Annotated in this window: 26 protein-coding genes and 2 tRNA genes; 9 read left to right on the forward strand and 19 right to left on the reverse strand. The window is 58.3% G+C overall.

From position 1 onward, the window contains the following. Window positions 1–52: 52 nt before the first annotated feature. From BK665_RS18535 to BK665_RS18550, 3 genes are all read right to left on the reverse strand, one after another. Window positions 53–205 carry a hypothetical protein gene (locus BK665_RS18535; protein ID WP_259699627.1) on the reverse strand — a complete coding sequence of 51 codons (153 nt, stop codon included), beginning with the start codon at window positions 203–205 and terminating at the stop codon, window positions 53–55. Between the two features lie 227 nt (window positions 206–432). Then, window positions 433–585, reverse strand: a complete 153-nt coding sequence (locus tag BK665_RS18545) for a hypothetical protein (RefSeq protein WP_259699627.1) — start codon at window positions 583–585, stop codon at window positions 433–435. Between the two features lie 228 nt (window positions 586–813). Next, a complete protein-coding gene (locus tag BK665_RS18550; RefSeq protein WP_123407973.1) occupies window positions 814–2,154 on the reverse strand; it encodes a diaminobutyrate--2-oxoglutarate transaminase family protein in 1,341 nt (446 codons plus the stop codon). 545 nt (window positions 2,155–2,699) lie between these two features. Between BK665_RS18550 and BK665_RS18555 the strand changes: the two genes are divergently transcribed. From BK665_RS18555 to BK665_RS18565, 3 genes are read left to right on the forward strand one after another with little or no spacing between them, the layout of a single operon-like run. Continuing rightward, entirely contained in the window at window positions 2,700–4,121 is a 1,422-nt protein-coding gene (locus tag BK665_RS18555; protein ID WP_123407975.1) for an efflux transporter outer membrane subunit, read from the forward strand. Window positions 4,122–4,171: 50 nt separating this feature from the next. Then, window positions 4,172–5,227, forward strand: coding sequence for an efflux RND transporter periplasmic adaptor subunit (locus tag BK665_RS18560; protein WP_375538945.1), 1,056 nt, complete (start codon window positions 4,172–4,174; stop codon window positions 5,225–5,227). After that, the gene (locus BK665_RS18565) at window positions 5,224–8,298 is read left to right on the forward strand and encodes an efflux RND transporter permease subunit (protein WP_123407977.1); all 3,075 of its coding nucleotides are present in this window, start codon (window positions 5,224–5,226) and stop codon (window positions 8,296–8,298) included. The genes BK665_RS18560 and BK665_RS18565 overlap by 4 nt, the downstream gene beginning before the upstream one ends. A gap of 61 nt (window positions 8,299–8,359) precedes the next feature. Here the strand turns inward: BK665_RS18565 and BK665_RS18570 are convergent, their stop codons facing one another. After that, complete coding sequence (locus tag BK665_RS18570) at window positions 8,360–9,208, reverse strand: helix-turn-helix transcriptional regulator (protein WP_123407979.1); 849 nt, start codon at window positions 9,206–9,208, stop codon at window positions 8,360–8,362. 146 nt (window positions 9,209–9,354) lie between these two features. Then, entirely contained in the window at window positions 9,355–10,041 is a 687-nt protein-coding gene (locus BK665_RS18575; protein ID WP_123407981.1) for an acyl-homoserine-lactone synthase, read from the reverse strand. A gap of 538 nt (window positions 10,042–10,579) precedes the next feature. Between BK665_RS18575 and BK665_RS18580 the strand changes: the two genes are divergently transcribed. Next, complete coding sequence (locus BK665_RS18580; RefSeq protein WP_123407983.1) at window positions 10,580–11,179, forward strand: LysE family translocator; 600 nt, start codon at window positions 10,580–10,582, stop codon at window positions 11,177–11,179. A 106-nt stretch (window positions 11,180–11,285) separates the two neighbouring features. On the opposite strand, the gene BK665_RS18585 is transcribed toward BK665_RS18580, so the two are convergent. The 4 genes from BK665_RS18585 to BK665_RS18600 all read right to left on the reverse strand — a co-directional run bounded on the left by BK665_RS18585 (window position 11,286) and on the right by BK665_RS18600 (window position 15,052). Next, a complete protein-coding gene (locus tag BK665_RS18585; protein ID WP_123407984.1) occupies window positions 11,286–12,017 on the reverse strand; it encodes a helix-turn-helix transcriptional regulator in 732 nt (243 codons plus the stop codon). A gap of 284 nt (window positions 12,018–12,301) precedes the next feature. Continuing rightward, window positions 12,302–12,736: a hypothetical protein gene (locus BK665_RS18590; protein WP_123408427.1), complete on the reverse strand. Its 435-nt coding sequence runs from the start codon at window positions 12,734–12,736 to the stop codon at window positions 12,302–12,304. An 84-nt stretch (window positions 12,737–12,820) separates the two neighbouring features. Further along, on the reverse strand, window positions 12,821–13,594 hold the full coding sequence (locus tag BK665_RS18595) for an L-iditol 2-dehydrogenase (protein WP_123407986.1): 774 nt from the start codon (window positions 13,592–13,594) through the stop codon (window positions 12,821–12,823). Window positions 13,595–13,741: 147 nt separating this feature from the next. Further along, window positions 13,742–15,052, reverse strand: coding sequence for an ABC transporter substrate-binding protein (locus BK665_RS18600; protein WP_123407988.1), 1,311 nt, complete (start codon window positions 15,050–15,052; stop codon window positions 13,742–13,744). 244 nt (window positions 15,053–15,296) lie between these two features. Between BK665_RS18600 and BK665_RS18605 the strand changes: the two genes are divergently transcribed. Further along, window positions 15,297–16,199, forward strand: coding sequence for a helix-turn-helix domain-containing protein (locus BK665_RS18605; protein WP_123407990.1), 903 nt, complete (start codon window positions 15,297–15,299; stop codon window positions 16,197–16,199). Here BK665_RS18605 and BK665_RS18610 read toward each other — a convergent pair. Both BK665_RS18610 and BK665_RS18615 read right to left on the reverse strand, forming a co-directional pair. Beyond that, a complete protein-coding gene (locus BK665_RS18610) occupies window positions 16,196–16,975 on the reverse strand; it encodes a transporter substrate-binding domain-containing protein (protein WP_123408428.1) in 780 nt (259 codons plus the stop codon). The two genes, BK665_RS18605 and BK665_RS18610, sit on opposite strands and share 4 nt — an antisense overlap. 57 nt (window positions 16,976–17,032) lie before the next feature. Continuing rightward, on the reverse strand, window positions 17,033–18,004 hold the full coding sequence (locus tag BK665_RS18615) for an NAD-dependent epimerase/dehydratase family protein (protein WP_123407992.1): 972 nt from the start codon (window positions 18,002–18,004) through the stop codon (window positions 17,033–17,035). A gap of 91 nt (window positions 18,005–18,095) precedes the next feature. Here BK665_RS18615 and BK665_RS18620 point away from each other — a divergent pair, with 91 nt between their 5' ends. From BK665_RS18620 to BK665_RS18635, 4 genes are all read left to right on the forward strand, one after another. Continuing rightward, window positions 18,096–18,983: a LysR family transcriptional regulator gene (locus tag BK665_RS18620; protein WP_123407994.1), complete on the forward strand. Its 888-nt coding sequence runs from the start codon at window positions 18,096–18,098 to the stop codon at window positions 18,981–18,983. A gap of 204 nt (window positions 18,984–19,187) precedes the next feature. Further along, window positions 19,188–19,261 (forward strand) — tRNA-Cys (locus BK665_RS18625). Between the two features lie 510 nt (window positions 19,262–19,771). After that, a tRNA-Leu gene (locus BK665_RS18630) sits at window positions 19,772–19,858 on the forward strand. Between the two features lie 86 nt (window positions 19,859–19,944). Continuing rightward, window positions 19,945–20,313, forward strand: coding sequence for a hypothetical protein (locus BK665_RS18635; protein WP_148053233.1), 369 nt, complete (start codon window positions 19,945–19,947; stop codon window positions 20,311–20,313). Window positions 20,314–20,383: 70 nt separating this feature from the next. On the opposite strand, the gene BK665_RS18640 is transcribed toward BK665_RS18635, so the two are convergent. The 8 genes from BK665_RS18640 to BK665_RS18680 all read right to left on the reverse strand — a co-directional run bounded on the left by BK665_RS18640 (window position 20,384) and on the right by BK665_RS18680 (window position 26,628). Next, the gene (locus BK665_RS18640) at window positions 20,384–20,668 is read right to left on the reverse strand and encodes a hypothetical protein (protein ID WP_123407998.1); all 285 of its coding nucleotides are present in this window, start codon (window positions 20,666–20,668) and stop codon (window positions 20,384–20,386) included. A 299-nt stretch (window positions 20,669–20,967) separates the two neighbouring features. Continuing rightward, window positions 20,968–21,198 (reverse strand): hypothetical protein, encoded by a 231-nt coding sequence (locus BK665_RS18645; RefSeq protein WP_123408000.1) that lies wholly within the window; start codon window positions 21,196–21,198, stop codon window positions 20,968–20,970. A gap of 116 nt (window positions 21,199–21,314) precedes the next feature. Then, complete coding sequence (locus BK665_RS18650; protein WP_123408002.1) at window positions 21,315–21,539, reverse strand: hypothetical protein; 225 nt, start codon at window positions 21,537–21,539, stop codon at window positions 21,315–21,317. A 109-nt stretch (window positions 21,540–21,648) separates the two neighbouring features. Then, entirely contained in the window at window positions 21,649–22,686 is a 1,038-nt protein-coding gene (locus BK665_RS18655) for a DNA topoisomerase IB (protein ID WP_123408004.1), read from the reverse strand. A gap of 75 nt (window positions 22,687–22,761) precedes the next feature. Next, window positions 22,762–23,841, reverse strand: coding sequence for a molybdenum ABC transporter ATP-binding protein (gene modC, locus BK665_RS18660; protein WP_123408006.1), 1,080 nt, complete (start codon window positions 23,839–23,841; stop codon window positions 22,762–22,764). Between the two features lie 3 nt (window positions 23,842–23,844). Continuing rightward, on the reverse strand, window positions 23,845–24,525 hold the full coding sequence (gene modB, locus BK665_RS18665; protein ID WP_123408007.1) for a molybdate ABC transporter permease subunit: 681 nt from the start codon (window positions 24,523–24,525) through the stop codon (window positions 23,845–23,847). Beyond that, window positions 24,526–25,293: a molybdate ABC transporter substrate-binding protein gene (gene modA / locus BK665_RS18670; protein WP_054050541.1), complete on the reverse strand. Its 768-nt coding sequence runs from the start codon at window positions 25,291–25,293 to the stop codon at window positions 24,526–24,528. It abuts the gene before it with no gap. Window positions 25,294–25,563: 270 nt separating this feature from the next. After that, window positions 25,564–26,628 carry an NAD(P)H-dependent flavin oxidoreductase gene (locus tag BK665_RS18680; RefSeq protein WP_123408429.1) on the reverse strand — a complete coding sequence of 355 codons (1,065 nt, stop codon included), beginning with the start codon at window positions 26,626–26,628 and terminating at the stop codon, window positions 25,564–25,566. Window positions 26,629–26,730 lie beyond the last annotated feature (102 nt).

Here is a 26,730-nt window from a genome sequence, read left to right on the forward strand (position 1 = left end):
TGACCCACCGCCTTCGCGAGCAAGCCCGCTCCCACAGGGTCGGCGTTAGGGTTTAGGCTTTTTCAGCGGCATAGAGTTGACGCGCTTCACCGGATTTCTTCACCGCTTGTTCGAAGCGATCCAGCACCATCCCCACTTCCGATTCGCTAATGGTCAGCGGCGGTAGGAACCTCAGCACCGCGCCATGCCGGCCGCCGGTTTCCATGATCAATCCGTTCTCAAAGCAATTGAGCTTGATCGCCCGGGCCCGTGCGCCATCACCCGGGCCTGCCTTGCCATGGGCGCCAGGAAGCGCTGGCCCGAGATTAACCTGACAATAAAAAACCTGTGGGAGCGGGCTTGCTCGCGAAGGCGGCGGTGCAGTCAACATTGATAGTGACTGACCCACCGCCTTCGCGAGCAAGCCCGCTCCCACAGGGTCGGCGTTAGGGTTTAGGCTTTTTCAGCGGCATAGAGCTGACGCGCTTCACCGGATTTCTTCACCGCTTGTTCGAAGCGATCCAGCACCATACCCACTTCCGATTCGCTAATGGTCAGCGGCGGCAGGAACCTCAGCACCGCGCCATGCCGGCCGCCGGTTTCCATGATCAATCCGCTCTCAAAGCAATTGAGCTTGATCGCCCGTGCCCGTGCGCCATCACCCGGGCCGGCCTTGCCATGGGCGCCAGGAAGCGCTGGCCCGAGATTAACCTGGCAATAAAAAACCCTGTGGGAGCGGGCTTGCTCGCGAAGGCGGCGGTGCAGTCAACATTGATAGTGACTGAACCACCGCCTTCGCGAGCAAGCTCGCTCCCACAGGGTCGGTGTCAGGGTTTAGGCTTTTTCAGCGGCATAGAGCTGACGCGCTTCACCGGATTTCTTCACCGCTTGTTCGAAGCGATCCAGCACCATCCCCACTTCCGATTCGCTGATGGTCAGCGGCGGCAGGAACCTCAGCACCGCGCCATGCCGTCCGCCGGTTTCCATGATCAATCCGTTCTCAAAGCAATTGAGCTTGATCGCCCGGGCCCGTGCACCATCACCCTGGCCGGCCTTGCCATGGGCGCCAGGTTTGGTGATTTCCACGCCGAGCATCAGCCCGCGACCGCGAACGTCACCCATGAATGAATAGTGTTGCGCAATCTGCTGCAGACCGCTTTCCAGCAGTGTGCCCATCTTCGCCGCGTGGGCCACCAGGTTGCTGTCCTTGATCTGGCGCATGGTGGCTGCGCCGGCCACCATCGCGATCTGATTACCACGGAAAGTACCGGCGTGCATGCCGGGGCTCCAGGTGTCCAGGTGCTCGGCGAACACGATCACCGACAACGGGTAGCCGCCACCGATGGCTTTGGACAATACGAGGATGTCGGGAATGATGCCGGCATGTTCGATGGCGAAAGTGCTGCCGGTGCGGCCGAGTCCAGTCTGGACTTCGTCGATGATCAGCAAAATCCCCTGTTCCTGGGTGATTTCCCGCAGCGCTTTGAGCCAGTTCGCCGAGGCCGGGATGCAACCGCCTTCGCCTTGCACCACTTCAACAATGACCGCCGCCGGTTTGGTCACGCCACCCTCGGGATCGGACAGCACGGTGCGGATGTAATCGATGGAGAGTTGATCCGTGGCCTCGCCATCGGTGCCGAACGGGCAGCGGAAGCGATAAGGGAACGGCAGGAAGTGCGTGCCCTGGGCGATCAGGCCGTTGTCGGCCTTGGGGTGCAGGTTGCCCATGGCGGACAGGGCGCCGGCGGTCATGCCGTGGTAGCCGCCGTGGAAGGCCATCAGGGTCGAGCGCTTGGTGTAATGGCGCGCCAGTTTGATCGCGGCTTCCACCGCATCCGAACCGCTGGGGCCGCAGAACAGGATCTTGCTGGTGTCGCGCATTTTCGCCGGCAACATCGAGAACAGCTCTTTGACGAATGCATGTTTGGCCGGCGTGGCCAGGTCGAGGGCTTGTTGCAGGTGATCACCACCGAGGAAATGCAACACCGCGTCGCGGACTTCGGACGGGTTGTGCCCCAAGGCCAGCGTGCCGGCATTGGACAGGCAATCGAGAAACTCCTGGCCGTTGGCATCCTTGACGCGCATGCCCTTGCCACTGACAAACAGGCGCTGGAACGTTCGCGCATAAGTGCGTGCATTCGACTCGACTTTGCTGAGGTAGCTTAACTCTTCCATATTCGATCACTCATTGGCCGCAGGAAAGATCATCTGACCGGAGTTGAAGTCCGGAATGGGCGATGTGCACGCCGTTCGGCGTGTTCACCCGCGCGATGGGTTTCGATCAGGCGTGAACAGACAATTGGCTCAATAGATAATTGGCTGGCCCGATCAAGTTTCATTTCATGAGAAACAGATAACGGCGTTATCTTTTGTTATTCAATCGATTGTTTTTAAACGATTTAACTGTTCAGGTTGACGAACTTTCAACTCGGCGAAAACCGAAGTTATATGGGCTGTGAAAGGCGTTTTTTGAACCGGATTTGATTCTGCTGGAGCCCTGCATCAAGCGCCAATTTTTCTGGCTGGACATGTCCCTGTTTCCCACGCCAGACACAGAAACAGGCATCGGTTTAAATCAATCACACACCTGCCTCATTCATTTAAGTCGAGGCCATCAACTTTGAAGAACACGTCGTTAGTCGTCTTCGTTGATTAATCATCCGCCGTATATCGCCTTCCTGAGCCGTGCCTGTGCCTGTGTCGGGCGCCAAGGGATTTTTATGTATGCCTTCAAGCCTTCAGGCCGAATGTTGTGGCTGGCACTGTGCGCCATGGTCCTGAGCGGCTGCATGCTCGGGCCGGACTATAAAGAGCCGGCGGTGCCGATCCCGGCCAAATGGCAAGCACCGTTGCCCCACGGCGCGTCGGTCGCGGCCCTGAGCAACTGGTGGCAGCAATTCGACGATCCGGCCCTGGCCGAGTTGTTGCGTATGGCCGAAGCGGACAGCCCTTCACTGGATCAGGCGTTTGCCAAGATCGCCCTGGCCCGGGCGACCCTGGACAACAATGCCGCGGATGCGCTGCCCAATGTCCAGGGCACGTTGTCCGGGGGGCGCGGCGGACAGTTGACCAGCGTCGACCGCATCAGCGGTTCAGGCTCTTCCGCCGAGTTCGACGCAGCGTGGGAGCTGGACCTGTTCGGCAAACTGCGGCGCAACAAAGAAGCGGCGCGAACCCGCATCGAAGCGCGGGTGGACGACTGGCATGACGCCCGGGTCTCGCTGGCGGCCCAGGTCGGTGACAGTTACGTGCAATATCGCGGCTGCCAGAAACTGGCGTTGGCCTACAGCGATCAGGCGCAGTCCCAGCAGCAGACAGCACGTTCGACTCGCCAATCATTGCTCGCCGGGTTCACCTCATCGGCCGATGCCGCCCTGGCCGACGCCAGCGCTGCCAGCAACGAATCAACCCTGATCAGCCAGCAGAGCGAATGCCAGGTGCTGCTTAAAAGCCTGGTCGCGTTGACCGGCAGCGACGAAGGGAAACTGGTCGAAGTGCTCAGCCGCACCCCGGCGCAATTGCCTCATCCGGCCCAGTTAAACGTCCAGCAAATACCTGCCGACCTGCTGCGCCAGCGTCCGGACCTTGCCTCCAGCGAGCGCGAACTGGCGGCGGCCAATGCCGATATCGGCGTTGCCCAGGCGGATCGTTTCCCCAGCCTGAGCCTGTCCGGCAATTTTTCCGTGAGCAGCATCCTCGGTGATCTCAACCGTTCCTGGACCTTCGGCCCGGCCCTGTCGATCCCCATTTTCGATGCCGGCAAGCGCCGTTCGGTGGTGGACAGTGCCAAGGCCAATTACGACGCGGCATTGGCGCTGTATCGCCAGACCTTGCGCACCAGCGTCATGGAAGTCGAACAATCCCTGGTGCGCCTCGATGCGGCGCGGCGCCGCGAGGTCCAGGTCGAACGCTCCACCGCCGGTTACCGCGAGTCCTACGCGGCTATCGATCGCAATTGGCAGGCCGGCAGTGTCAGCCTGCTGGACCGTGAAACCGCCCGCCGCCTGGCCCTGACCTCCGAGATTGAATTGATTACCTTGCAGCAAGATCAGGTTCGCTACTGGATTGCCTTGTACAAAGCGTTGGGTGGCGGCTGGCAAGCCGACCAGGCACTGACGGCGCGCAATGGAGAAGGCTCGTGAAACCGGTATTACGCAACACGCTGATCGCCGGGATTGCACTCGCGGTTGTGGTGACCATTGTCTCCCTGCGCGGAGGCGCCAAACCGGTGGTCGATGCCCCGAGCGTCAGCAGTTTGAGTGTCGAAGTGGTCCAGGCCCGCCGGCAACTCTGGCCGCAGTTGTTGACGGCCAGCGGTGCCTTGGCGCCCTGGCAAGAAGCCGTGATCAGCGCCGAGACCAGTGGTTTGCGCATCGCCAGCCTTGACGCGGATGTCGGCAGCCGCGTGAAGAAAGGCCAATTGCTGGCGACATTGGCCCCGGAAACCGTGCTGGCCGAAGAGAGCAAGCAACAGGCGTTGGTCGCCCAGGCTGTCGCCAGTTTGCAGCAAGCCAGTTCCAACGATCGCCGTGCCGGGATTGTGGGGCAGGGCGGCGCGTTGTCCGAACAGCAGCGCGAGGATTACCGCATCAAGGTCGCCACCGCCAAGGCCGATCTGGCCGGTGCCAAAGCGCAATTGCAAACCGCGCAAATCCGCCTCAAGCAGACACGCATCATTGCGGTGGACGATGGCATTGTTTCTTCACGCACGGCGCTGCTCGGCCAGGTGCCGTCCGCCGGCGATGAACTGTTTCGCCTGGTGCGTGACGGTCGCGTCGAATGGCAGGCCGAGCTGGATGCCCGACAGTTGTCTCGCGTGGAGGCGGGCCAGGTGGCGCGTTTGACCCTGCCGGGCGGGCAAAGCCTCGAAGGGACAGTGCGGCTGGTGTCGCCGACCCTCAGCACCAAAACCAGTCGTGCCGTGGTGTATGTCGCGTTGCCCAAAGACAGCCCGGCCCAGGCTGGCATGTACGCCAGTGGTCAGATTGAACTGCCGCCCCGTGAAGCCCTCACGGTGCCGGATACGGCGGTGATCCTGCGGGACGGCCGCTCCTACGTGTTCACTTTGGGTGACGATTCCCATGTCGCCCAGAAACCGGTCGAAGTCGGCCGGCGCCTGAAGAACGCGGTGGAAATCCTCGGTGGCCTGGATGAACCGGCACGCATCGTGCGCTCCGGCGGTGCCTTTCTCAGTGATGGCGCCAGCGTGACCATAATCCCGACGCAGCCGCAGGTGGCCCAGCCATGAATATTTCCGCGCTGTCGATCCGCCATCCCGTCCCGGCGGTCATGCTGTTTATCCTGCTGACGATTTTCGGTCTGGTGGGCTTCGGCAAACTCGGCATCCAGGATTTTCCGGACATGGACCTGCCGGTGGTGGTGATCAGCGCCTCCCTGGAAGGCGCCGCCCCCGAGCAATTGGAAACCGAGGTGGCGCGCAAACTCGAAGACCAACTCACCTCCCTGCGCCTGCTCAAGCACGTCACCACGATCATCACCGACGGCGCGGTCAGCATCAGCGTCAGCTTCGCCATCGACAAGGATGGCAACGAGGCACTGAACGAAGTGCGCAACGCGGTGGACAGCGCCATTCCGCAGTTGCCGGCGGCGCTGGACACGCCATCCGTGTCGCGCCTGACCACCAGCGCCACCTCGTTGCTGACCTACGTCATCGATTCCGACAGCCTGGATGAAGAGGCGCTGTCGTGGTTCGTCGACAACGAAGTGAGCAAGAAGCTGCTGTCGGTCCAGGGCGTGGCGCTGATTTCGCGAATGGGCGGGGTGGATCGGGAGATTCAGGTCAACCTTGATCCGGCATTGATGGCCGGGCTGGGTATTCGCGTCGCCGACGTGGCCAGCCAATTGAAGGCGATGCAAAAGGACAACTCCGGCGGCCAGGGCAACCTCGGCAGCGGGCAGCAGTCACTGCGTACCTTGGGAGCGATCGACGACCCGGCAGCTCTCGGCGCCATCGATATTCCCAGCGGCGACGGGCGTCTGCTGGCTTTGCGGCAACTGGCGGATATCCGCGACAGCCACGCCGAACGCAGCACCCGGGCGTTTCGCGATGGCAAACCGGTGATCGGTTTCCAGGTCGTGCGCTCGCTGGGGTTCTCCGATGTTGGCGTGGCCGCCGGCGTGCGCGAGGCCATGACCGAGTTTGCCAAGCAACATCCCAATGTGCAGATCGTTGAAGCGAGTGATGCCGTGGAGTCGGTCATCGACAACTACCACGGCTCGATGAGCTTGTTGTACGAAGGCATGCTCCTGGCGGTGCTGGTGGTCTGGTGGTTTTTGCGGGACTGGCGGGCGACGCTGATCGTGGCCACGGCACTGCCGCTGTCGATCATCCCGACATTTGGCGTGATGTACCTGGCCGGATTTACCCTCAACACCGTCTCCTTGCTCGCCCTGGCGCTGGTGATCGGCGTGCTGGTGGACGATGCCATCGTCGAGATCGAGAACATTGCCCGGCATTTGCGCATGGGCAAGACCCCGAAGGAAGCGGCCACCGAGGCGGCGGATGAAATCGGTCTGGCGGTGCTCGCGACCACGATGACCCTGGTCGCGGTGTTCCTGCCCACGGCGTTTATGGGCGGCATCGCCGGCATCATCTTCCGCCAGTTTGGCGTGACGGCTTCGGCGGCGTTGCTGTTCTCGTTGCTGGTGGCGCGGCTGCTGACGCCGATGATGGCCGCCTATTTTCTGCGCGCCCGACATGAAGCCGAGCACGACGGCAAGGTAATGAAGCGCTATCTGGGCTGGATCCACGCCACCCTGAACTGGCGCCGGACCACGATGCTTTGCGCCAGCCTGTTTTTCATCGGCTCGCTGATGCTGATTCCGCTGCTGCCCACCAGTTTTCTGCCCGCCGCCGACACGTCCCGCAGCAAAGTCATCCTCGAATTGCCGCCCGGCGCGACCCTGGACCAGACCACTGCCGTGACCTTGCAGGCCAATGAACTGCTCAACGCCATGCCCGAGGTCAAACACGTCTTCAGTTCGGTGGGCACCGCCAGCAGTTCGGGTTCCGGCCCCAAGGACATCACCGGCAATGGTGATTCGATTATCACGGTGGACCTGGTGCCCCGGGATGAGCGCGCGCTCAAGCAGGTCGAAGTCGAGGCGAAGATCCGCCAGGCCCTGCGCACGCTGCCCGGAGTGCGGGCCAACGTCGGCGGCGATGGCAGCGGCGAGAAACTAGATATCGTGCTGGCCAGTGACGACGGCGATTTGCTGGTGCGCACCGCCAGCGCCCTGGAGCCGCAACTGCGCCAACTGCAAGGCATCGGCAACGTGACGTCCAGTGCCGCGTTGCAACGCCCGGAGATCCAGATGCACCCGGATTTCGCCCGGGCGGCGGAGCAGGGCATCACCAGCCAGGAAATCGCCGACACCCTGCGCATGGCGACCTACGGCGAATACTCCTCGGCCCTGGGCAAGATCAACTTGTCGCAACGTCAGGTGGATGTGCGTGTACGCATGGACCCGCTGGTGCGCAATGACCTGGACGCGATCAACCAATTACGCGTGACCGGTCGCGATGGCCAGGTGTCCCTGGCTTCATTGGGCGACCTGCGCATGGGCAGCGGCCCGGCGCAAATCACCCGGCTCGACCGCTTGCGCAATATCACCCTGTCCATCGAACTCAATGGGCGCACCGTCGGCGAAGTCATGGCCGAGGCCAGCGAATTACCGGGCATGCGCAACCTGCCGCCGGAAGTGAAACTGGTGGAGCAGGGCGAGTTGCAACTGATGAGCGAATTGTTCGGCAGCTTCAGCCTGGCCATGGCCATCGGTGTGTTCTGTATCTATGCAGTGCTGGTGCTGCTGTTCCACGACTTCCTGCAGCCAGCGACGATTCTGTCGGCCTTGCCGCTGTCGTTGGGCGGAGCGCTGGTGGCGTTGCTGATCTGCAACCTGAGCTTTTCCCTGCCGTCGGTGATCGGTTTGCTGATGCTGATGGGGATCGTGACCAAGAACTCAATCCTGCTGGTGGAGTACGCGATTATGGCGCGCCGTGATTACGCCATGAACCGTTACGACGCCCTGGTCGATGCCTGCCACAAACGTGCGCGGCCGATCCTGATGACCACCATTGCCATGGGCGCCGGGATGCTGCCGACCGCCATGGGTCTGGGCGAAGACCCGAGTTTCCGCCAGCCAATGGCGGTCGTGGTAATCGGCGGTTTGCTGACCTCGACCTTGCTCAGCCTGCTGGTGGTGCCGGTGATCTTTACCTATGTGGACGACATTTTGCAGTCGCTCAAACGCCGGGTTCGAGCGCAGCCAGACAGGGAGGTAGTGAGTGAGGGCTAAAACAGGACTTCCCGACGCGAGCCTGTTGTGGGCTGCGGTCGGGAAAAGAGTAGAAGAGTGTTTAGACGGCGCTTCGAAGTGCCACGGAGGCTTGTTGGGCATCCACCGAATGCATCCAGCGAATCAGCGAACGGCGTCCGCCGATGCCCATTTTTATCGCGGCGCGTTTCAGGTAGCTCTCGACGGTATTCACGCGCAGGTCGAATTGCTCGGCCAGTTCCGGCGCCGTATGCCCGGCCAACAGGCCAACGCACACCTCGGTTTCGCGGGATGAAAGGGTCAAACCCGACTCAAGCAAGCGATCGGCAAATCGCTGTCGCAAGGTTTCCATGCCGCCGTGTTCCGGTTCATCCAGGGCGATATGTGCATCCGGACGGGACGGTGCCGATGGGAGCAGGGCAGCCACGTGCTCTTCAACCATGGGCAACAGCAGGCAGGAAAAATCTTTCAGAAAGGCACATTCCTGTGGCGAAAAGCCCTGGGAAAGATGGGAGCGGTAAACGGAAAGGACGTAGCGGCGACCGTTTTTTCGAGAGGTCAGATGCAGTTGGGCAGCAGCCCTGGGTGGCACTTTGTCAGATTGGTCCTGGGCGAGCAGGCAGCAGGAAAAGTCCGGTAGCTTCTGATATTTGGCGTCTTCGAAAAAAATATCGTCGGCCAGTAGGTACGGCTTTTTTACCGTGTGGGTGTCCATAATGGCGTCGATACAGGTGTTGTTCAGTCCGACGCAGCCAATGCTGGATGTGCTCAGTTCAGAAATATCCCTATCGTCAATCCACTGCTCCGTAATATGTGTGGCGTCTACAGGCACTTCCGTGAGTATCAGATCATGCAGCATTCGTGGAAAGTTACGACTGCCAGTGCTGGCGATGACTTTGCCAACGTGCGGGAATAATCTTTGTAAGTTCATCGGCTCTCCATGTCATGGTGTTAGTTCAGGTTTTTGTTATCTAATTTCGACATGCCATCAGCGTATCTACAGTGTGTGTCTTATTTGTTTCAGTTGGGGATATAACGTCCGTGTCGATCGGATTCTACGGGGATGGCTGTATGATGTTAGCAGGCCATCAATGATTCGGTTAGAACTTCATCGTATATCGATGTTCTGGAGGGGGCGTTCTTTTTCAGCAACTCTTCGTAGATGGAAGATGTGCAAGCAAGCGTGCCATATATGACCTTTTCGCCCTTAGATCCCAAGGCAATATTGCGTCTGTTTACTGTCCAGCCGGAACGTTTAAGGATTTTTTCCATCATGGCATCTACAACAACTTCATACGCTTGTACGTTTTGTTTAACGGCGAACTTTATCATTGACAGAAAAATTGCCGCCGTGCGAAAATCGATGTTCGAATTATTAAGTTCGCCAATAGTGTTGTCATTGGCGGCCAGTGCAAAACGGGTGGCTTCCCAACAATGTTTTGTATTGGGCCTGGTCTTATCGGTTGCCAGCATGAAACTCAAGGCACCCGAAATAAGCGTGGGTTTGCTGGAGGGGCGAAGTCGAACACAGCCGGTCACGCGATCTCTTTTATGGGAATAAATATAGATCGCATCGGTATCATCATATTCGTCCGATTCATAGTCGCTCCCCTGATAGCTTTCAATGTCCCATTTTTTTCTATCGATAAATGCGACTTTTCGAATGGAGAGTATTTGCTCTAGGATTGTTGGCGGGATCGTCGAGTAACTGCCAATGCGGGTGTATACACCGGAAAACTCAAATTCACAGGGAAATTGTTTCATGGTCGGACGTTCTTGGTTGTGCGTCGGGACTTAACTGTTAACGCTAGACTAAAGTATTACAACTGTCCTTAAGTACAGTGTCCGGGTTTTTCCCGCTGTTGTTCAATTAATAGTTTGGTTTTTTCAGGGGGTGTGGCGCTTTAATATTGCTTGCTGTGCCTGTTCGGAATTCCGACTATTGAACTGATTGTTGGTGAACATGTCGACTCGGTCACATTCGCGACGATGTATGGTTTCGGATTGTCATTATTAGCGGTAGGCGGGAGGTGCAAGGCAGTTGATATCGCTGGGCTTTTGTTTATGTAATTAAACAGCAATAAAGGTATGGGAGCGTTGTTTCCCTGCACTTGAACTCTGCTCATTCGCTAATGGCCGATATTAGTTTTCTTCGGTCACTGGATCTGTATGGGTGCAATTTCGATTCTGCTGTCGACGTGATGTCATTTTATGCTTATCAGTCCTGCCGCTCTGCATTGGGAATGGATTGATTCGCCTCCTGAATATATAAGCCGCTTCGGCTTCTGGTATGGATGACCCTATGTACTACATTGCGATTTCCCTGCTTACCGTGCTGCTGGTTCCTGGCCCCACCAATTCCCTGCTGCTGCAATCGGGCATCAGCAAAGGCTTGAACGCACAGTCGTTCAGGCTTATCGGTGCGGAATGGCTGGCCTATATGATTCAGATCACACTGTGGGGTGTATTCATTGACCGCCTGGCGGTTGATTATTCCTGGGTGGTGACGGGAACCAAGATTTTTGCCGTGTGTTTCTTGTTTTACATATCGTTGAAGCTGTGGTTTTCCACCAGGGGTAATACATCATCCGTTGTGGCGGCGATTACCGTTCCTGAACTGTTCCTGGCAACACTCACCAATCCCAAGGGTTTGTTCTTCGTTTCCTTCGTGGCACCGACCGGCACATTTTTGGCACTTAACAGTTACGTACCCTTTATGTCGCTGTTTTCGGTGATTATCTTTCCAGTCGGACTTGTCTGGGTAGCAACGGGTGCCTATTGTGGGCGCAAATTGCATTCATCTATAACCGGGCGGATGGTCAATAGAACAATCTCGGTGGTCATTGGGCTATTTGCATCGGTCATGCTTTTTAACGTCGCATCCAAAGTCGTGTTTGCATGACCTTGAAAAGGGTGACAGCTGTCCCGGCGCTGCACAATATATGTGCAGTTTTGGGGCAGTGGGGGATGGTTTATTGCGCGAGATGAACGGTTCGTTACATCAAATGCTAAATCAGGTTCAGGTATAACGCTTTGATCATTGCTTGCTTGACATTGATGCAGTCCAGTTTCTCGGTCATTTGCTTGGCGTGAAATTTAACGGTCCGTTCCGTAATGCTCATGATCAGGCCTATTTCCTTATAGTTCTTGCCAAGTGCCAGCCAGTGCAGGAACTCATGCTCCCTGGGGGTCAATTTTAATGCGCTTTCAGTGCTGGTTTCGATGGGTCGATACTGATGGGCAATGATGCTGATGGTTTTGATGATGAACATGTTTTCCCTGACAATACGCTCAAAGTCAGGGTCGTTTTCTTCCGAGGTTAAATGAATGGAGCCGAAGGACCGGCCGGGTTCATGAAGCGGAATACTGAACCCTTGTTGAATGCCATATTCTTGCGATTGTTCAAATATCTCGGGACGGGTGTCGGAATCTTCCGGGATTTCATTCCAGAAAAAGGGATTCGAGGTAATGGCGGAGTTCGCCATGACGGGATCTGACTTGTAGAGGGCGTTTTTGCGATAGGTTTCGACCCATTCAGCGGGGTAATTGCTGTGAATGGCGATGTCGGAGCTTTCGAAAGGGCTGGAATCCATATGAACGTAGGCGAATTTACTGACTTCCAGTTTGCCGAAAATCCATTCCAGTATTTCAACGTATTCTTTCTTGTTCAGTCCCGGGATATTGTTCTCAAGCTCCTGGACAAATTCGAAAATGCTTTGGCTTGAGGTAAGCTTTGGCATGATAGGAGGCTCGGTCAATGGGGCGATTTTTTATAAAGCAATAGCCCTTATTAGACCAATTGCTCTAATATTGTTGGATGTTAGTTGAAATGTGAAGAAGTTATAGCATCGGTTATCAGTGATGACAAGAATGTTTTTTACTGTGCCGTATTGAAAAATTAGCTTGGCTTTTATAGGGCGCTTCAGAGATTCTGAGCAACGATACGCCCGATCAAGACCGGGCAAAGAAGGAGCGCACCTGAAATAAGCAGGTACGCTTTTTTTTGCGGATACTTCAACGAAAATCAGGCCGCCAGTTGTTGCTGTAATTGCAGGTTCCCGTCCACATCCTTGACCAGGCCACTGGCCAGAAACAGCGGTTGCAAACGCTTGTGCAAGGGCGGCTCGACAAATTCCTTCACGGTCGCCAGCACCAGATTGCCGTAAACCTCCAGTTCCGCCTTGGTGTACGACAACCAGGCCTTTTTCAGCACCATCAACACATCGCTGCCGGCGGTGGAGGCGAAGCGGCGATGGACCACCTGGCCTTCCAGATTGAAGGTGTGCTGATACTCGTAACCGGTCTCGTCGCCCTGGCTTTCGACGCAGCGGATGCAAGTGCATTTACCGTCGCCAAAAGCCACGCGCAGATAGCTGTTGAAGTCCACGACAGGCTTGAGCCCCAGGCGTTTATCTTCCACTGCGAACAGGTCCCCGGTCAGCTTTTCATCAGTACTCAACGTCAAATCCCCTCGGTCATGCGGCGTATTTTCACAGCGCTGCACAATACCAGCATGACTGCGCGAGGGACATGCCGGGCTTGATCAGCTCATCCAGTTCCCGCCATCGACGTTATAGGTCTGCGCCACGATGTAATCGCTCTCGGCTGACGCCAGGAAAATCGCCATCCCCACCAGGTCCTCTGCGGTCGCCATGCGCCCAAACGGCACGTCCTCGCCCACCAACTTCTTCTTCTCCCCGAGCGGGCGATTTTCGTATTTGGCGAACAACGCATCCACGCCATCCCAATGCTCACCGTCGACCACCCCCGGAGCGATGGCGTTCACATTGATCCGGTGCTTGATCAGATCGAGACCGGCCGATTGCGTGAGGCTGATAACAGCCGCCTTGGTCGCGCAATAAATCGCCACCAACGCTTCACCCCGGCGCCCGGCCTGGCTGGCCATATTGATGATCTTGCCGCCATGCCCCTGGGCGATCATTTGCCGGGCGGCGGCCTGGAGCGTGAACAGTGTCCCGGCAACGTTGATGGAGAACAGGCGTTCGTAGCTGTCGCGAGTGATCTCTGTGATCGGTGCTAGATCGAACAGCGCGGCGTTGTTGATCAGGATATCGAGCTTGCCGGTTTTCGCGACGACGGCTGCGATGGCACTGTCGATGGAGGCCTGGTGGGTGACGTCCATCTCGACCGCATAGGCCTGCGGGCCTAACTCGGCAGCGGCTGCTTGCGCACGCTCCAGGTTGATGTCGGCAATCGCGACGGTCGCGCCTTCGTTTATATAGGCTTGGGCGAAGGCCCGGCCGATGCCTCGGGCGGCGCCGGTGATGAGGGTGCTTTTTCCTTCCAGACGTTTCATCGTTTTCATCCGTTAGCGAGATAGAACAGGAATGCAAAAAACCAGTGTGGGAGCGGGCTTGCTCGCGAATGCGGAGTGTCATTCAACCTTAATGCAAGCTGACTGGCCCCTTCGCGAGCACGCCCGCTCCCACAGGTTTTGCATTGATTATTTGGGATACCCGGCACGCTTCATCTCGCGCTCGGTGGATTGCTGTGCGGCAGCCAGTGCCTGTTCAACCGACATCTGCCCGGTCAGTGCCGCCGACATCTGTTTGCCCACCGATGTACCGATGGCCTGGAACTCGGGAATGGTCACGTACTGGATGCCGACATAGGGCACCGGCTGGATCGAGGGGTGCGCCGGGTCGGCGTTCTGCATCATTTGCAACGTGACCTTTGCGAAGGGCGCCGCCTGCAAATAGGCATCGCTGTAGGTCGACATCCGCGTGCCGGGCGGCACGTTGGTGATGCCGTCTTTCTCGGCGACGAGTTGGATGTAAGCCTTGGAAGTGGCCCAGGTCACAAAGTCCTTGGCGGCGGCTTTGTGTTGGGAGCTGGTGGGAATGGCCAGGGACCAGGCGTAAAGCCAGGACGAGCCCTTGTCGGTGAGCTGCGTCGGCGCGGCGACGAAGCCGGTTTTGTCGGCGACATTGCTCTGGGTTTTGTCGGTGATGAAGGAACCGGCGACGCTGGCATCGACCCAGATCGCGCACTTGCCGCTGTTGAACAATGCCAGGGTTTCGTTGAAGCCATTGCTCGACACACCGGGCGGGCCGTAGCGCTTCAGGGTATCGACGTAGAATTTGGCGGCGGCGGTCCATTGCGGTCCGGTGAGTTCGGGTTTCCACTGTTCGTCGAACCAGCGCGCGCCAAACGCATTGGCCATGGTCGAGAGCAACGCCATGTTTTCGCCCCAACCGGCCTTGCCCCGCAGACACATGCCGTATTGCTCTTTGTCCGGATGATGCAACTGGCCGGCGAATTCACCGAGCTGGGTCCAGGTCGGGTGCTCGGGCATGCTCAGCCCCGCGTCCTTGAACAGGTCGGTACGGTAATAGGTGACCGTGCTTTCGCCATAGAACGGCAGGGCGTAGAGCGTGTTGGCGAGCGAAAGCCCCTGGCGCACCGAGGGGAAGATATCGTCGACGTCGTAGCTGGCCGGCAGCTCCGTCATCGGTTCCAGCCAGTTTTTTGCGGCCCACAAGGGCGTTTCGTAAGTGCCGATGGTCAGCACATCGAATTGGCCACCTTGGGTGGCGATGTCGGTGGTCAGGCGTTGGCGCAGGACATTCTCTTCCAGCACCACCCAGTTGAGCTTGATGTCCGGGTGCGCCGCCTCGAAGGTTTTCGACAGCTTTTGCATGCGGATCATGTCGCTGTTGTTCACCGTGGCGATGGTAACGGTCTCGGCGGCCTGGCCGAGCAGGGCGAAGGAAAAACCGGCGGACAGGAAAAGTGCGTTGGGCAATGGCTTCATCGTGTTCTCCGCTCTGCGGCTCAGGCAGCAGAAACTTTTATTGTTGTAATCCGGGATGGCGAGCCGATTACAACAGCAACCCCAAGGCCTCACAAATGAACGGCGCATGCCCCACTGATACTTTTTTGACCGGCCGCCGACGCGGAAAAAAAGTATCAGTCGCCGCCGTGCGTTGCGCTAGGCAAGCCCCACGCCTTAGTGTGAACCTTGCCTGATCGACAAAAACAATAAGGACGCGATTGTGATGAGCCATTACGCCACCGCGGACAAACAGCCCGCGCTCGAAGTCATTCTCAACGAGCCGCAGCACAGCTTTCGCTGGTATGAGCACGACTATCCTTTCGACCTGGCGCGCTGGAATCATCATCCCGAATTCGAGATCCACCTGATTCGCGAAGGCAATGGTCGGCTGTTGGCGGGGGATTACATCGGTTTGTTCGAGGCCGGCCATGTGGCGTTGATCGGCCCCGGGTTACCCCACGACTGGATCAGCGATCTGGGAAAAGGCGAGGTGATTGCCGGGCGTGACGTGGTGTTGCAGTTCGATGGCCAGGCGTTGATGCAGTTGCGCAACCTGGTGCCAGAACTCAACGAGTTGCAGAGCCTGTTCCGGCAAGCGGCCCAGGGCATCGAGTTCGCGGGCGCCACCCGCAAGAGGGCCGCCAACCTGCTGGAACAGATCGGCCGCAGCCAGGGATTTGAGCGGTTATGCCTGTTCCTGTCGTTGCTGCAACTGCTGGCATCGGCGCCCGAAAGCGAACGCAAGACCCTCGCCAGCCTGCAATACGCGCCGATGCTCGATGCCTTGACGGCCCAGCGCATGAGCATCGTCTTCGACTACATCCTCAATGACCTCGCCGAAGAGCTGCGCCTGTCCGTCATTGCCCAGCGCCTGGAGATGAGCGAGCCGGCATTCTCCAAGTTCTTCAAACGCGCCACCGGCCACACCTTCGTCGACCTGACTCGCAAACTGCGGGTGCAGCGGGCCTGCCGGTTACTGGCGCAAAGCAGTATCAGCATCGCCAATATCTGCTTTGAAGTGGGCTACGCCAACCTGTCGAATTTCAATCGGCACTTCCGCCATGAAATGCAGGAAACACCGAGTGAATACCGGCAGCGGTTGCGCAGGGCGGTGGCGGTGAGTTAACGGGCCAGCCATTCACCGACGATCTTCTGATAGCCGCCGGTGACCTTGCTCAAGTGCAACCACTGATCAACATATTGCTTCCACGCCATGTCATCGCGGGGCAGCAGATAAGCTTTCTCGCCATACTGAAAGTACTGACTCGGATTCACCGCACACAGCCCTGGCTTGAGTTTCTGCTGATACAGCGCTTCTGACGCGTCGGTGATCATCACGTCAGCTTTCTTGTCCAGCAGCGCCTGGAACAGCGTGACATTGTCGTGCAGCAGCAGTTGCGCCTTGGGCAGGTAGGCATGGACAAACGCCTCGTTGGTGCCGCCCGCCGGTTCAATCAGACGCACTGAAGGTTGGTTGATCTGCTCGATGGTCTGGTAAAGCGATTGATCTTCGCAGCGCACCAGCGGGACTTTGCCATCGACATCGAGGGTGCTGCTGAAAAAGGCTTTTTTCTGCCGCTCCAGGGTCACGGAAATCCCGCCCACCGCGATGTCGCATTTGCCGGCCAGCAGGTCGGGCATCAGGGTCTTCCAGGTGGTTTGTACCCATTGCACTTTGGCGCCGAGGCTGTCGGCCAGGGACCGGGCCATTGCGATGTCGATGCCTTCGTATTCACCGCTTTCGTTTTTAAAGGTGTAGGGCTTGTAATCGCCGGTGGTGCAGACCGTCAGCAGGCCCTGCTGCATGACGCTGTCCAGATGCGATGGCGTTTCCTGCGCGTGCACGCCCAAGGGCAGGGCGAGTACTCCGCAGAGGATCAGGGTGGTTTTTTTGTTGTTCATCGGTTCGGCGCTCACTTTCAAATCCTATGAGAGGTGCGCCGAGTATCGCCGATAGACTCAACGATTGGGCAGTGAAAGACACCCCAAACCTTTCAGGGTGGCTTCGACCGCTTGGGCCAACGGTGTGTGCGGCTCAGTCCCGAGCACTGCGAGCAATCGGCGGTTGTCCATGCGCAGTGGTTGCTGCCACAGGTAACGCATCTCCAGCAGTTCCCGCAGGGTGGTCACGAACGGCGCGGCCAGGCGTGTCAACCACCAGGGAAACGCCCGCAATTTCGCCTCACCGCCATGCTGCTCGACGCATCGGGCAATGGCCATCGCCATCTGCCTGCCATCAGCGTCCCAATGCCCGGCCATATGAAAGTTGGAGAAGGGCGCCAGGCTCTCCCGATGGCTGAGCAGTTGCACCATGGTCTGCGCAACATCGGGCAAATAGGACCACTGATGACCCACCCCGGGATCACCCAGCAGGTTGATGTGCTTCACGGTTTGCCCAGGCTTGATCAGCCCCATGGAAAACCAATTGTTGCCCGCCTGCGGACCGAAAAAATCCCCGGCCCGCAGCACAATCGCCCGGACGCCTTGTTGCGTTGCGGCGTGCAGGCGCTGTTCGAGCTGGACGCGGATCCGGCCTTTACGGGGCAGTGGATGTTGCGCCGCATCCTCGGTCAACAACGGAAATGCCTCCGGGCCGAAGTTGTAGACCGTGCCTGGCAACACGATAGTCGCGCCTTCCTTCACGGCTGCGGCGATGGTGTTGTCCATCATCGGCAGCACCCAATCATTCCAGCGTCGATAACCGGGCGGATTGACCGCGTGGATCAGCACGCTGCAACCCTGTGCTGCGCGCATAACGTCTTCGCGGTTCAGCGCATCGCCACGCAGATAGAGAATGCCCTCGCGGGTTTCGCTGCTTTGCGTCAGCCCCCTCTGCAACGCCTGGACTTTCCATCCAGCGTCGCGCAGTTGTCGCGCCACTTCACCGCCGATGCCGCCCGTTGCACCCAATACCAGAATTTTCTGCGTCATATCGCGTTCTCCCAGATCATGAATACATTCTGGTACGCCACCGGGGATGAAAGAAATTGCTGAATATCAGCTACTAGCTATACATTTATGTATGACTAAATCCATTGGTTGGGAACTCTATCGAAGCTTTCTGGCGGTGCTGACCCACGGCTCGCTATCGGCTGCCGCACGGGCGCTGGGCATCACCCAACCCACCGTGGGGCGGCACATTGCCGAGCTGGAAGCTTCGTTCAAACAGACCTTGTTCACCCGTTCAAGAACCGGACTGATGCCCACCGAGGCGGCGTTGACCCTGCGCAGCTACGCCGAGGCCATGCGCAGCAATGCGGCGGCGCTTGAGCGAGCCATGGCAGGTCACGGACAAACTACCGGCGGCACCGTGCGCATCACCGCCAGCGAAGTGATTGGCGTGGAAGTGCTACCGACGGCACTGGCGCAGCTACGGCGGGCGCACTCACAACTGACAATTGAACTGGTGGCCACCAATCGCGTGCAGGACTTGTTGCAACGGGAGGCCGACATCGCGGTGCGCATGACCCCACCGAAACAGGAACAGCTTATTGCGCGTGGTGTCGGCCACGTCAAAGTCGGGCTCCACGCACATGCCGACTATTTGCAACAATACGGAACGCCCAAGGTGCCGGCAGACCTCGCGCAGCACACGTTGATTGGTTTCGACAGCGAAACGCCGTTCATCCGCGCCGCCAGCAAGCGCATGCCAGGCTGGACCCGCGAAGGCTTTGCCCTGCGCTCCGACAGTGACATGGCCCAACTGGCCTTGATCCGCGCCGGCGCTGGCATCGGTTTTTGCCAGTCGGCACTGGCCAGGCGCTCGGCCAGCCTGGTTCAGGTACTGCCCGAGCACTTCACCTTTGAGTTGGACGCCTGGGTCACTATGCACGAAGACCTGCGCAACAGTCCGCGCTGCAGGGTGGTCTTTGATGCCTTGGTCCAGTGTCTGCTGGCTCACACCGCGTGAACCCTGTACCTTCAACCCGGAAGAAATTTTTTTGAAATCAAGGGGTTGCCAGCCTCGGGAAATCAGTACATAATTCACGCCATCGAAAGCACTGACCGCTGAAAAAGCTCAATGTTTTCAAGGAGTTAGAGAACGATTCAATTAACTCTCGAAGCTCAGCGTTTGTATGCATCTGGTGTCGTGCTACTGACATCCGATGTTTGAGGCCGAGTAGCAAAATGGTTATGCAGTGGATTGCAAATCCACCTACGCCGGTTCGATTCCGACCTCGGCCTCCACTCTTAAAAGCCCTGTAGATCAATGATCTACGGGGCTTTTTTTATGCCTTCAGGAAAGTGAAGTGTTCCGCATCTTTTGGGATGTGTTGCGCATGTTCAGATTATTTTGTGGGCTGGACGATAGGGCCTGCGCTGCTCGGAAGCCTGATTGCGCCTGGGAAATGTCCTACATATTTTCGCTCCGATGCGAACTGCGCGGCAGGCCTTGAAAAATCATTAGCCCACGATGCGCTAAAGCTGCTAACCTTTTGAAATTGCTTGTTTTGTTGATGGATTTCAGATCCTTGGATGCCGGTTCGACCAGGTCCTCGGCTTCCACTTTAAACGAGCTCCGTAGATCTTTGATCTACGGAGCTTTTTATTTCGTGGTCCTGCAAGATTTAGTCTTGAAAAGGACGTCTGCGAACTTGCTTCACCAGAGCGGGATGTATATATTTCCCCCTCTGTTGCACCAGGGTCAGAACTGCCAGGGTTTCCCGGACATTTTTCAGACCGCTGCACCGCGCTACCGCCCGAATGGCGAAACTGGTAGACGCATGGGACTTAAAATCCCCCGCTCGTAAGGGCGTGCCGGTTCGATTCCGGCTTCGGGCACCACATATATCAAAGGCCTGCATGAGAAACCTCATGCAGGCCTTTGTCGTTTCCGGTTCATTGTTTTTGACAGGCATGGAGCTTCGATTTTGATTTCAGTGATGAAAAAAACAGCCATCGCGTATGGCGTCGCCTTTTCCGGCCTGAGTTATATCCAGGCCCCAGTCGCCGAGGAATTTACCGATCGTGAGATCGCCGTAAAACTCATCGCGGGGCAGAGGGCATGCACCCAAGTAAACCCTGCAGGCAACTACTCCTATAAGAACTTCATCAATACCCCGGAGATGGAGGTGACTGATGAGGTAAAAGCAGAAACCCTCATCGCCGAAACTTCCCCGGACTATCAAGAAGAAATACGGCGTGCTCAGGATGAGATGGTACGTGACGAGACCGGTAGAGCGGCGCTGGGGCTTCTGTGTTCGTATTACAAACCGCCAAAGGGATTTAGTTTCTGGTGACGGGGGGGCGTCGCAAAAGGATCTCGGGCCGATCAGATCGGCCCGAGGCGACTATCCAAACGAATGCCTGCTAAACGAATGCCTGACCGCGAAATCCACGGGGCAACCTTTGCAGTCCTGCCATGTCCGTCAACCGCTGAGTCCACTCCGCCCGCCAGTCACTGGCGGTGTGAGTCACCTTGGCCTTGCGCGCCGCACGACGTGCCGCGTTGCGTTCGTCTTTACGTGCGTCCTTGAATGCATCGGTATTGCGGCAACTTCTGCATTTCACCTGGGACAGTATTTTGCTCGAAACCAGTTTGGCGCCCGTGTGACCACAGGCCAGGTGACCGCCGACTTTGAAGTGAGTAACCATTGAAACGTCTCCTTCGTGACGTATGTGGGTTTGACCTCCCATCGGCGGCAGCGTTCGTATTTGGAACCGACAGGCAAAAAAAAGGCCCGCATGCGGGCGGGCCAAGGGATTCTTCAAAGGAGTAGGGCCACAGTAGGGGGTAGGTTGTGAACGCAATGTGAAAACAAACACGCAAAAAAAATCCCAGCGCTGGGGCCGGGTTGCGGGTGAGGCAGGAGGCAATCAGGCAGGCAGGGTCTCGGTGACTGTCTTGTCGCCGTTCATGCTTCCTGAGTCAGGCCTGTCCTTGAGACAAATGATTATCTGAACCGAGGCAGCGGTGGTTCGACAGGGCGCAGAGAAGACAGAGTGCTACGAATCAGCGGTGTGTCTTTCTCGATGTCGTTCAACCGGTCACGGATTTTCAGTGCCGTAGGATGCCCGCCTTGATGATCGACCCAGTCGGCAATTTCCTTGCACGCGGCAGCGAGACGAGCCTGACGGGAGTCAAGCAGGGTGAGCAGGGTGGTGATGGACTCTTTTTCAGACATGACACACCTCCATTTAAAGCAAACTGGCAGTGGCAGCAAAAAGCCCGCGGGTGCGAGCTCTCTGCCGATGGGGTCGCTGGTCCTTCAGCTGATTTGAGTATAGACCCGGAAACAAATTATGAACTTTGCCGGGCTGTCACTTGTGAGCGCGCATTGAGTTGATGGCACTCGCGTCGGGCATCTTCTTCAAGGTCGAAGCCGTCACCGATGAAGCCCCGGGTGCGGGTATCGGTGATGCGGAACCAGACGGCGGCCTCGGGCGGCTCGTGATTGACTTCTCCGGCTCGGCGGCCATGAATGATGATTTTGTTGCAACGTTTCACAACGAAAATGTCTTCCATGGCACCACCGTAGCTGATTCGTGTTCAGATCAACTATAGAAGCCCTTGGCGATCGTGCAAAAAATAGCCGGGTAGTTCGTCGGTTGTTCAAGCGATAGCGTCGCCGCTGTCAGGCTTTTTCGGCAGCGGCGACCATCTTCTCCAGAAAAATCGCCAAACCAACCTCTTCAGCCCTGAGCCCTTTACGCACCCTTGCCCGCGGCAGCTCAGCCAGAGCACCCAGCATAAATCCCTCCAACACCGCTGGGTGGATGTAGCACTTGCGGCACACCGCCGGGGTATTGCCCAACTGTTTGGCGACGTTCTTGACCATTTCCACCACGTGCCGCTTGGCGTCGGATTCCGGTTCCCAGTGCAATTCCCGTAATACCGACAATGCCAGGGCGCTGCCGGCCCAGGTGCGGTAGTCCTTGGCGGTAAAGTCAGCGCCGGTGAGGGTTTGCAGGTAGGCGTTGACGTCGGAAGAGCTGACGGTGTGGCGCTCGCCGTTTTCGTCGAGGTACTGGAACAGGTTTTGTCCGGGGAGTTCCAGGCAGCGCTTGATGATTCGCGCCAGGCGCCGGTCTTTCACGGTGATCTGATGCTCGACGCCGCTTTTACCGCGAAACTGGAACAGGATCGCACTGCCGTTGACCTCGACATGACGGCTGCGCAGGGTGGTCAGGCCATAGGAGCGGTTGTCCCTGGCGTACTGCGTGTTGCCAACGCGGATCAGCGTCGCATCGAGCAAGGTGATGACCGTGGCCATGACCTTGTCGCGGCTGAAACCGGGCGCCGCCAGCAGGGCTTCGAGTTGCTTGCGCAGTTTCGGCAGGGCCAGGCCGAAGTCACGCAACCGCGAGTACTTGTCGGCATCGCGCACTTCGCGCCAGCGCGCGTGATAACGGTATTGCTTGCGGCCCCGGGCATCGCGTCCAGTGGCTTGCAGGTGGCCTCGCGGGTCGGCGCTGATCCACACATCGGTGTAGGCCGGTGGCACCGCGAGGGCGTTGATCCGTTTGATTTCGTCGGGATCGGTGATGCGCTGGCCCGATGGATCGAAATAACAGAATTTGCCCCGCAGTTTCCTGCGGGTGATGCCGGGCTGGGTGTCATCGACGTAATGCAAGTCGGGTGGCAACACATCGGTCAGCGCGGTATCGGGCATGGCGGTAGTCCTTGGCAGCTAATCAGGGGCTTGTACAGCCATTGACCGCGTGCCGTCGCCGAGGTGCCAACAGATTCAGGCCAGCACTGCCACTGCCTTGATTTGCGCCCAGAGTTGTTGGCCGGGATGGATGCCCAGTTGATCCCGAGAATATCGGGTGATGCGCGCCAGCAGCGGGGTGCCGCCGGCGTCCAGGCGAATCAGCACATGGGCGGCATTGTCGGCGCCCAACTCACTGATCACCGTAACCGGCAGGCGGTTAAGGATGCTGCTGTGCTCGGTGCTTTGCAGGCTCAAGCTGACATCCCGCGCCTGCACTTTGCAGCGCAACGCCTGGCCTTCGGTCATTGGCGAATGGGGGACGCGCAGATTCAGGCCGGAATTTGGCAGTTGCAGGGTCAACAGTTGATAGCCGGTGTCGTAAGCGCTGACCTGTCCTTCAATGACCACGCCGGCGTCGTCACCCAGGGCCAGCGGTAAATCGAGGCGGGCCAGGGTTTCGCCGATCGGACCGCTGGCCAACGCTTTGCCGTCGCTGAGCAGGACGATATGGTCGGCCAGGCGTGCCACTTCATCCTGGGAATGGCTGACGTACAGCACCGGTATGTCCAGTTCGTCGTGCAGCCGTTGCAGATACGGCAGGATTTCGTTTTTGCGTTGGCTGTCCAGCGCTGCGAGCGGTTCGTCCATCAGCAGCAGTTTCGGGCTGGTGAGCAGGGCGCGGGCAATGCCGATGCGCTGGCGTTCGCCGCCGGAGAGGTGCTGCGGATGACGATCCAGCAAATGGCCGATGCCCAGCAATTCGGTGGCATGGGCCATATCGACCCGGCGCTGTTGTTTCGGGATGCGCTTGAGGCTAAATTCCAGGTTGGCCAGTACCGACAGGTGTGGAAACAGGCTCGCCTCCTGGAAGACATAACCGATGGCGCGTTTGTGCGGTGGGACGAAAATCTTCTGGCGACTGTCCTGCCACACTTCGTCGTTGACCTGGATAAAGCCTTCTTCGGCCTTCTCCAGCCCGGCGATGCAGCGCAGGCAGGTGGTCTTGCCCGACCCGGAATGGCCGAACAGCGCAGTGACACCGCGACCGGGCAACTGCAGGTCCACGTCCAGGGCGAACCCCGAATAACTGAGTTTCAGGCGGGTTTGAATCATCAATCAGCTCCAGCCCGCTTTGGTTTTACGGCTGGAGTAGAGCGCCAGCAACACCAGGAAAGAGAACACCAGCATCGCCCCGGCCAGCCAATGGGCCTGGGCGTACTCCATGGCTTCGACGTGATCGTAGATCTGCACCGAGACCACGCGGGTCTTGTCCGGGATGTTGCCGCCGATCATCAGCACCACGCCAAACTCGCCGACCGTATGGGCGAAGCCGAGAATTGCGGCGGTGATAAAACCGGGACGAGCCAGAGGCAGGATCACGCTGAAAAACGTATCCCAGGGGTTGGCGCGCAAGGTGGCGGCGACTTCCAGTGGGCGAGTGCCGATGGCGGAAAACGCGTTTTGCAGAGGCTGCACCACGAACGGCATCGAATACAGCACCGAGCCGATCACCAACCCCGCAAAACTGAAAGTCAGGGTGCCCAGCCCCAGTGATTGGGTGAACTGGCCAACGAACCCGTGAGGCCCGAGCATCAGCAGCAAATAGAAGCCAATCACCGTGGGTGGAAGCACCAGGGGCAGGGCGACGATCGCCCCGACCGGGCCACGCAACCAGGAGCGGGTGCGCGACAGCCATAACGCAATCGGAGTGCCGATCACCAACAGGATGACGGTCGTCAGGGACGCCAGTTTCAGGGTCAGCCAGATGGCGGAAAAATCGGCACTCGTCAGCGTCATTTAGAGTTGATAACCGTAAGACTTGATGACAGCAGCGGCTTTCGGCCCCTTGAGGTATTCAACCAGTGCCTTGGCGGCCGGGTTGTCTTTGCCTTTGTTGAGGATCACCGCGTCTTGTTTGATCGGGTCGTGCAGGCTGGCCGGAACGATCCAGGCCGAACCGCTGGTGACTTTGCCGTCTTTATAGATCTGCGACAAGGCGACGAAGCCCAGTTCCGCGTTGCCGGTGGAGACGAACTGGTAGGCCTGGGTGATGTTCTGGCCTTCAACAATCTTGTCCTTGACCTTGTCGGTCAGGCCTTCTTTAGCCAGCACCTGGGTTGCGGCCAGGCCATACGGCGCAGCTTTCGGGTTGGCGATGGACAGGTGCTGGTACTCGTTCTTCTTCAGCACTTCGCCCTTGGCGTCGACATAACCTTCCTTGGCCGACCACAGCGCGAGGGTGCCGATGGCGTAGGTGAAGCGCGAGCCTTTGACCGTGTCGCCTTCGGTTTCAAGTTTTTGCGGGGTGGTATCGTCGGCTGAGAGGAACACTTCGAACGGCGCGCCGTTCTTGATCTGGGTGTAGAACTGACCGGTCGCGCCATAGGCCGCTACCAGTTTGTGCCCGGTGTCTTTTTCAAAATCGGCGGCGATCGCCTGGATCGGCGCAGTGAAGTTGGCGGCCACAGCCACCTGGACTTCATCGGCCTGGGCCGAGCCGAAAGCGAAGACAGCGAGCAGGCTCGCCAGGCAGGTAGGGGCGAAACGTGAGGCACGAATGGTCATGGAACGGCTCCGTGGTAGGCAAGTGCAGTGGGCAGTTTTTATAGGGGGTGAACTGCGCCGATGCGAGGGGTTAAACGCTATATATCGGAATATATAGCGAAATGCCTGTAAACGGAACTTGTTGGTATTGCGCTGAATTTGATTGGGCCGCAATCCCTGTGGGAGCGGGCTTGCTCGCGAAAGCGGTGCGTCAGTCGACATCAATGTTGAATGTGCCGGCGTCTTCGCGAGCAAGCCCGCTCCCACAGGGTTTTGTGTTGGGCTCGGGGGTTAGCGGCGGGTCAGTTTGGTCAGGGCTTCAGCCGCCAGGCGCTGGGTCAATTCCGCCGCTGGCAGTTCAACACCCAATCTGAACGCCTGACCGGCCCACAGATTGGCGAAGTCCGCCGGATCCTTCGCCCGCAGCGGCATCAGCGCACCACCGGCCAACGGAAATGCCGGGGCCTTGTCGCTCATGGGGCCGATTTCACGCATCACTCGATTCAGCAGCCCCCGCGCCGGGCGTCCGGTGAAGAGATTAGTGACCGCCGTCTCGCTTTCCTTGGCGGTGCGCAATGCCTTGTGGTGGGCCGCGCTGATCTTCGCTTCGGGCGTGAACAAATACGCCGTACCCAGTTGCACCCCCGAGGCGCCCAGATGAAACGCGGCAGCAATCCCCCGCGCATCACCAATCGCGCCGGCGGCAATCACCGGGACATTCACCGCGTCGACGATCTGCGGCACCAGCGCGAACGTGCCTACCTGGCTAGTCAAGTCATCGCTGAGGAACATCCCGCGATGACCGCCGGCTTCGTAACCCATGGCGATGATGGCGTCACAGCCGTGTTGCTCCAGCCAAATTGCCTCGTCAACGGTAGTGGCGGACGCCAGGATCTTCGCCCCGGTGGCTTTCACCCGATCCAGCAACGATTTCTCCGGCAAACCGAAGTGGAAACTCACGACTGGCGGGCGAAATTCTTCGACTACAGCGCAGGTTGCCTCATCGAACGGCGCACGATTGGACACGGGCGTAGGTGCATCAAAATCAGCGCCCAATTCACGGTAGTAAGGCTCCAGCAGATTTTTCCACTCACGGGCCTTTTGCTCGTCGGGCGCTGGCGGTTGGTGGCAGAAAAAGTTGACGTTGAACGGACGCTGGGTGTGTTGGCGGATTGTTTTCAGCTCGTCGCGCAACTGCTCAAGGCTCAACAGCGCGGCGGGCAACGAGCCCAGGCCGCCGGCGTTGCTGACGGCAATCACCATGGCTGAGTCGTGGGCACCGGCCATGGGCGCTTGAATGATCGGCAGTTCGATACCGAGCAGGTCAAGAATGCGGGTGTCTGGCCATTGGCTCATTTGAATCTTCTCCGACATCGACGGGTATGTCCGTTTTGTATCAGCAACGAGGACAGCAGGCCAGTCGGTTTTTCTGAAGGGGCCGCGTCTGTTTTTCTGAAT

Origin of the sequence: Pseudomonas frederiksbergensis (genome assembly GCF_003732665.1) — a bacterium.
GTDB lineage: Bacteria > Pseudomonadota > Gammaproteobacteria > Pseudomonadales > Pseudomonadaceae > Aquipseudomonas > Aquipseudomonas frederiksbergensis_G.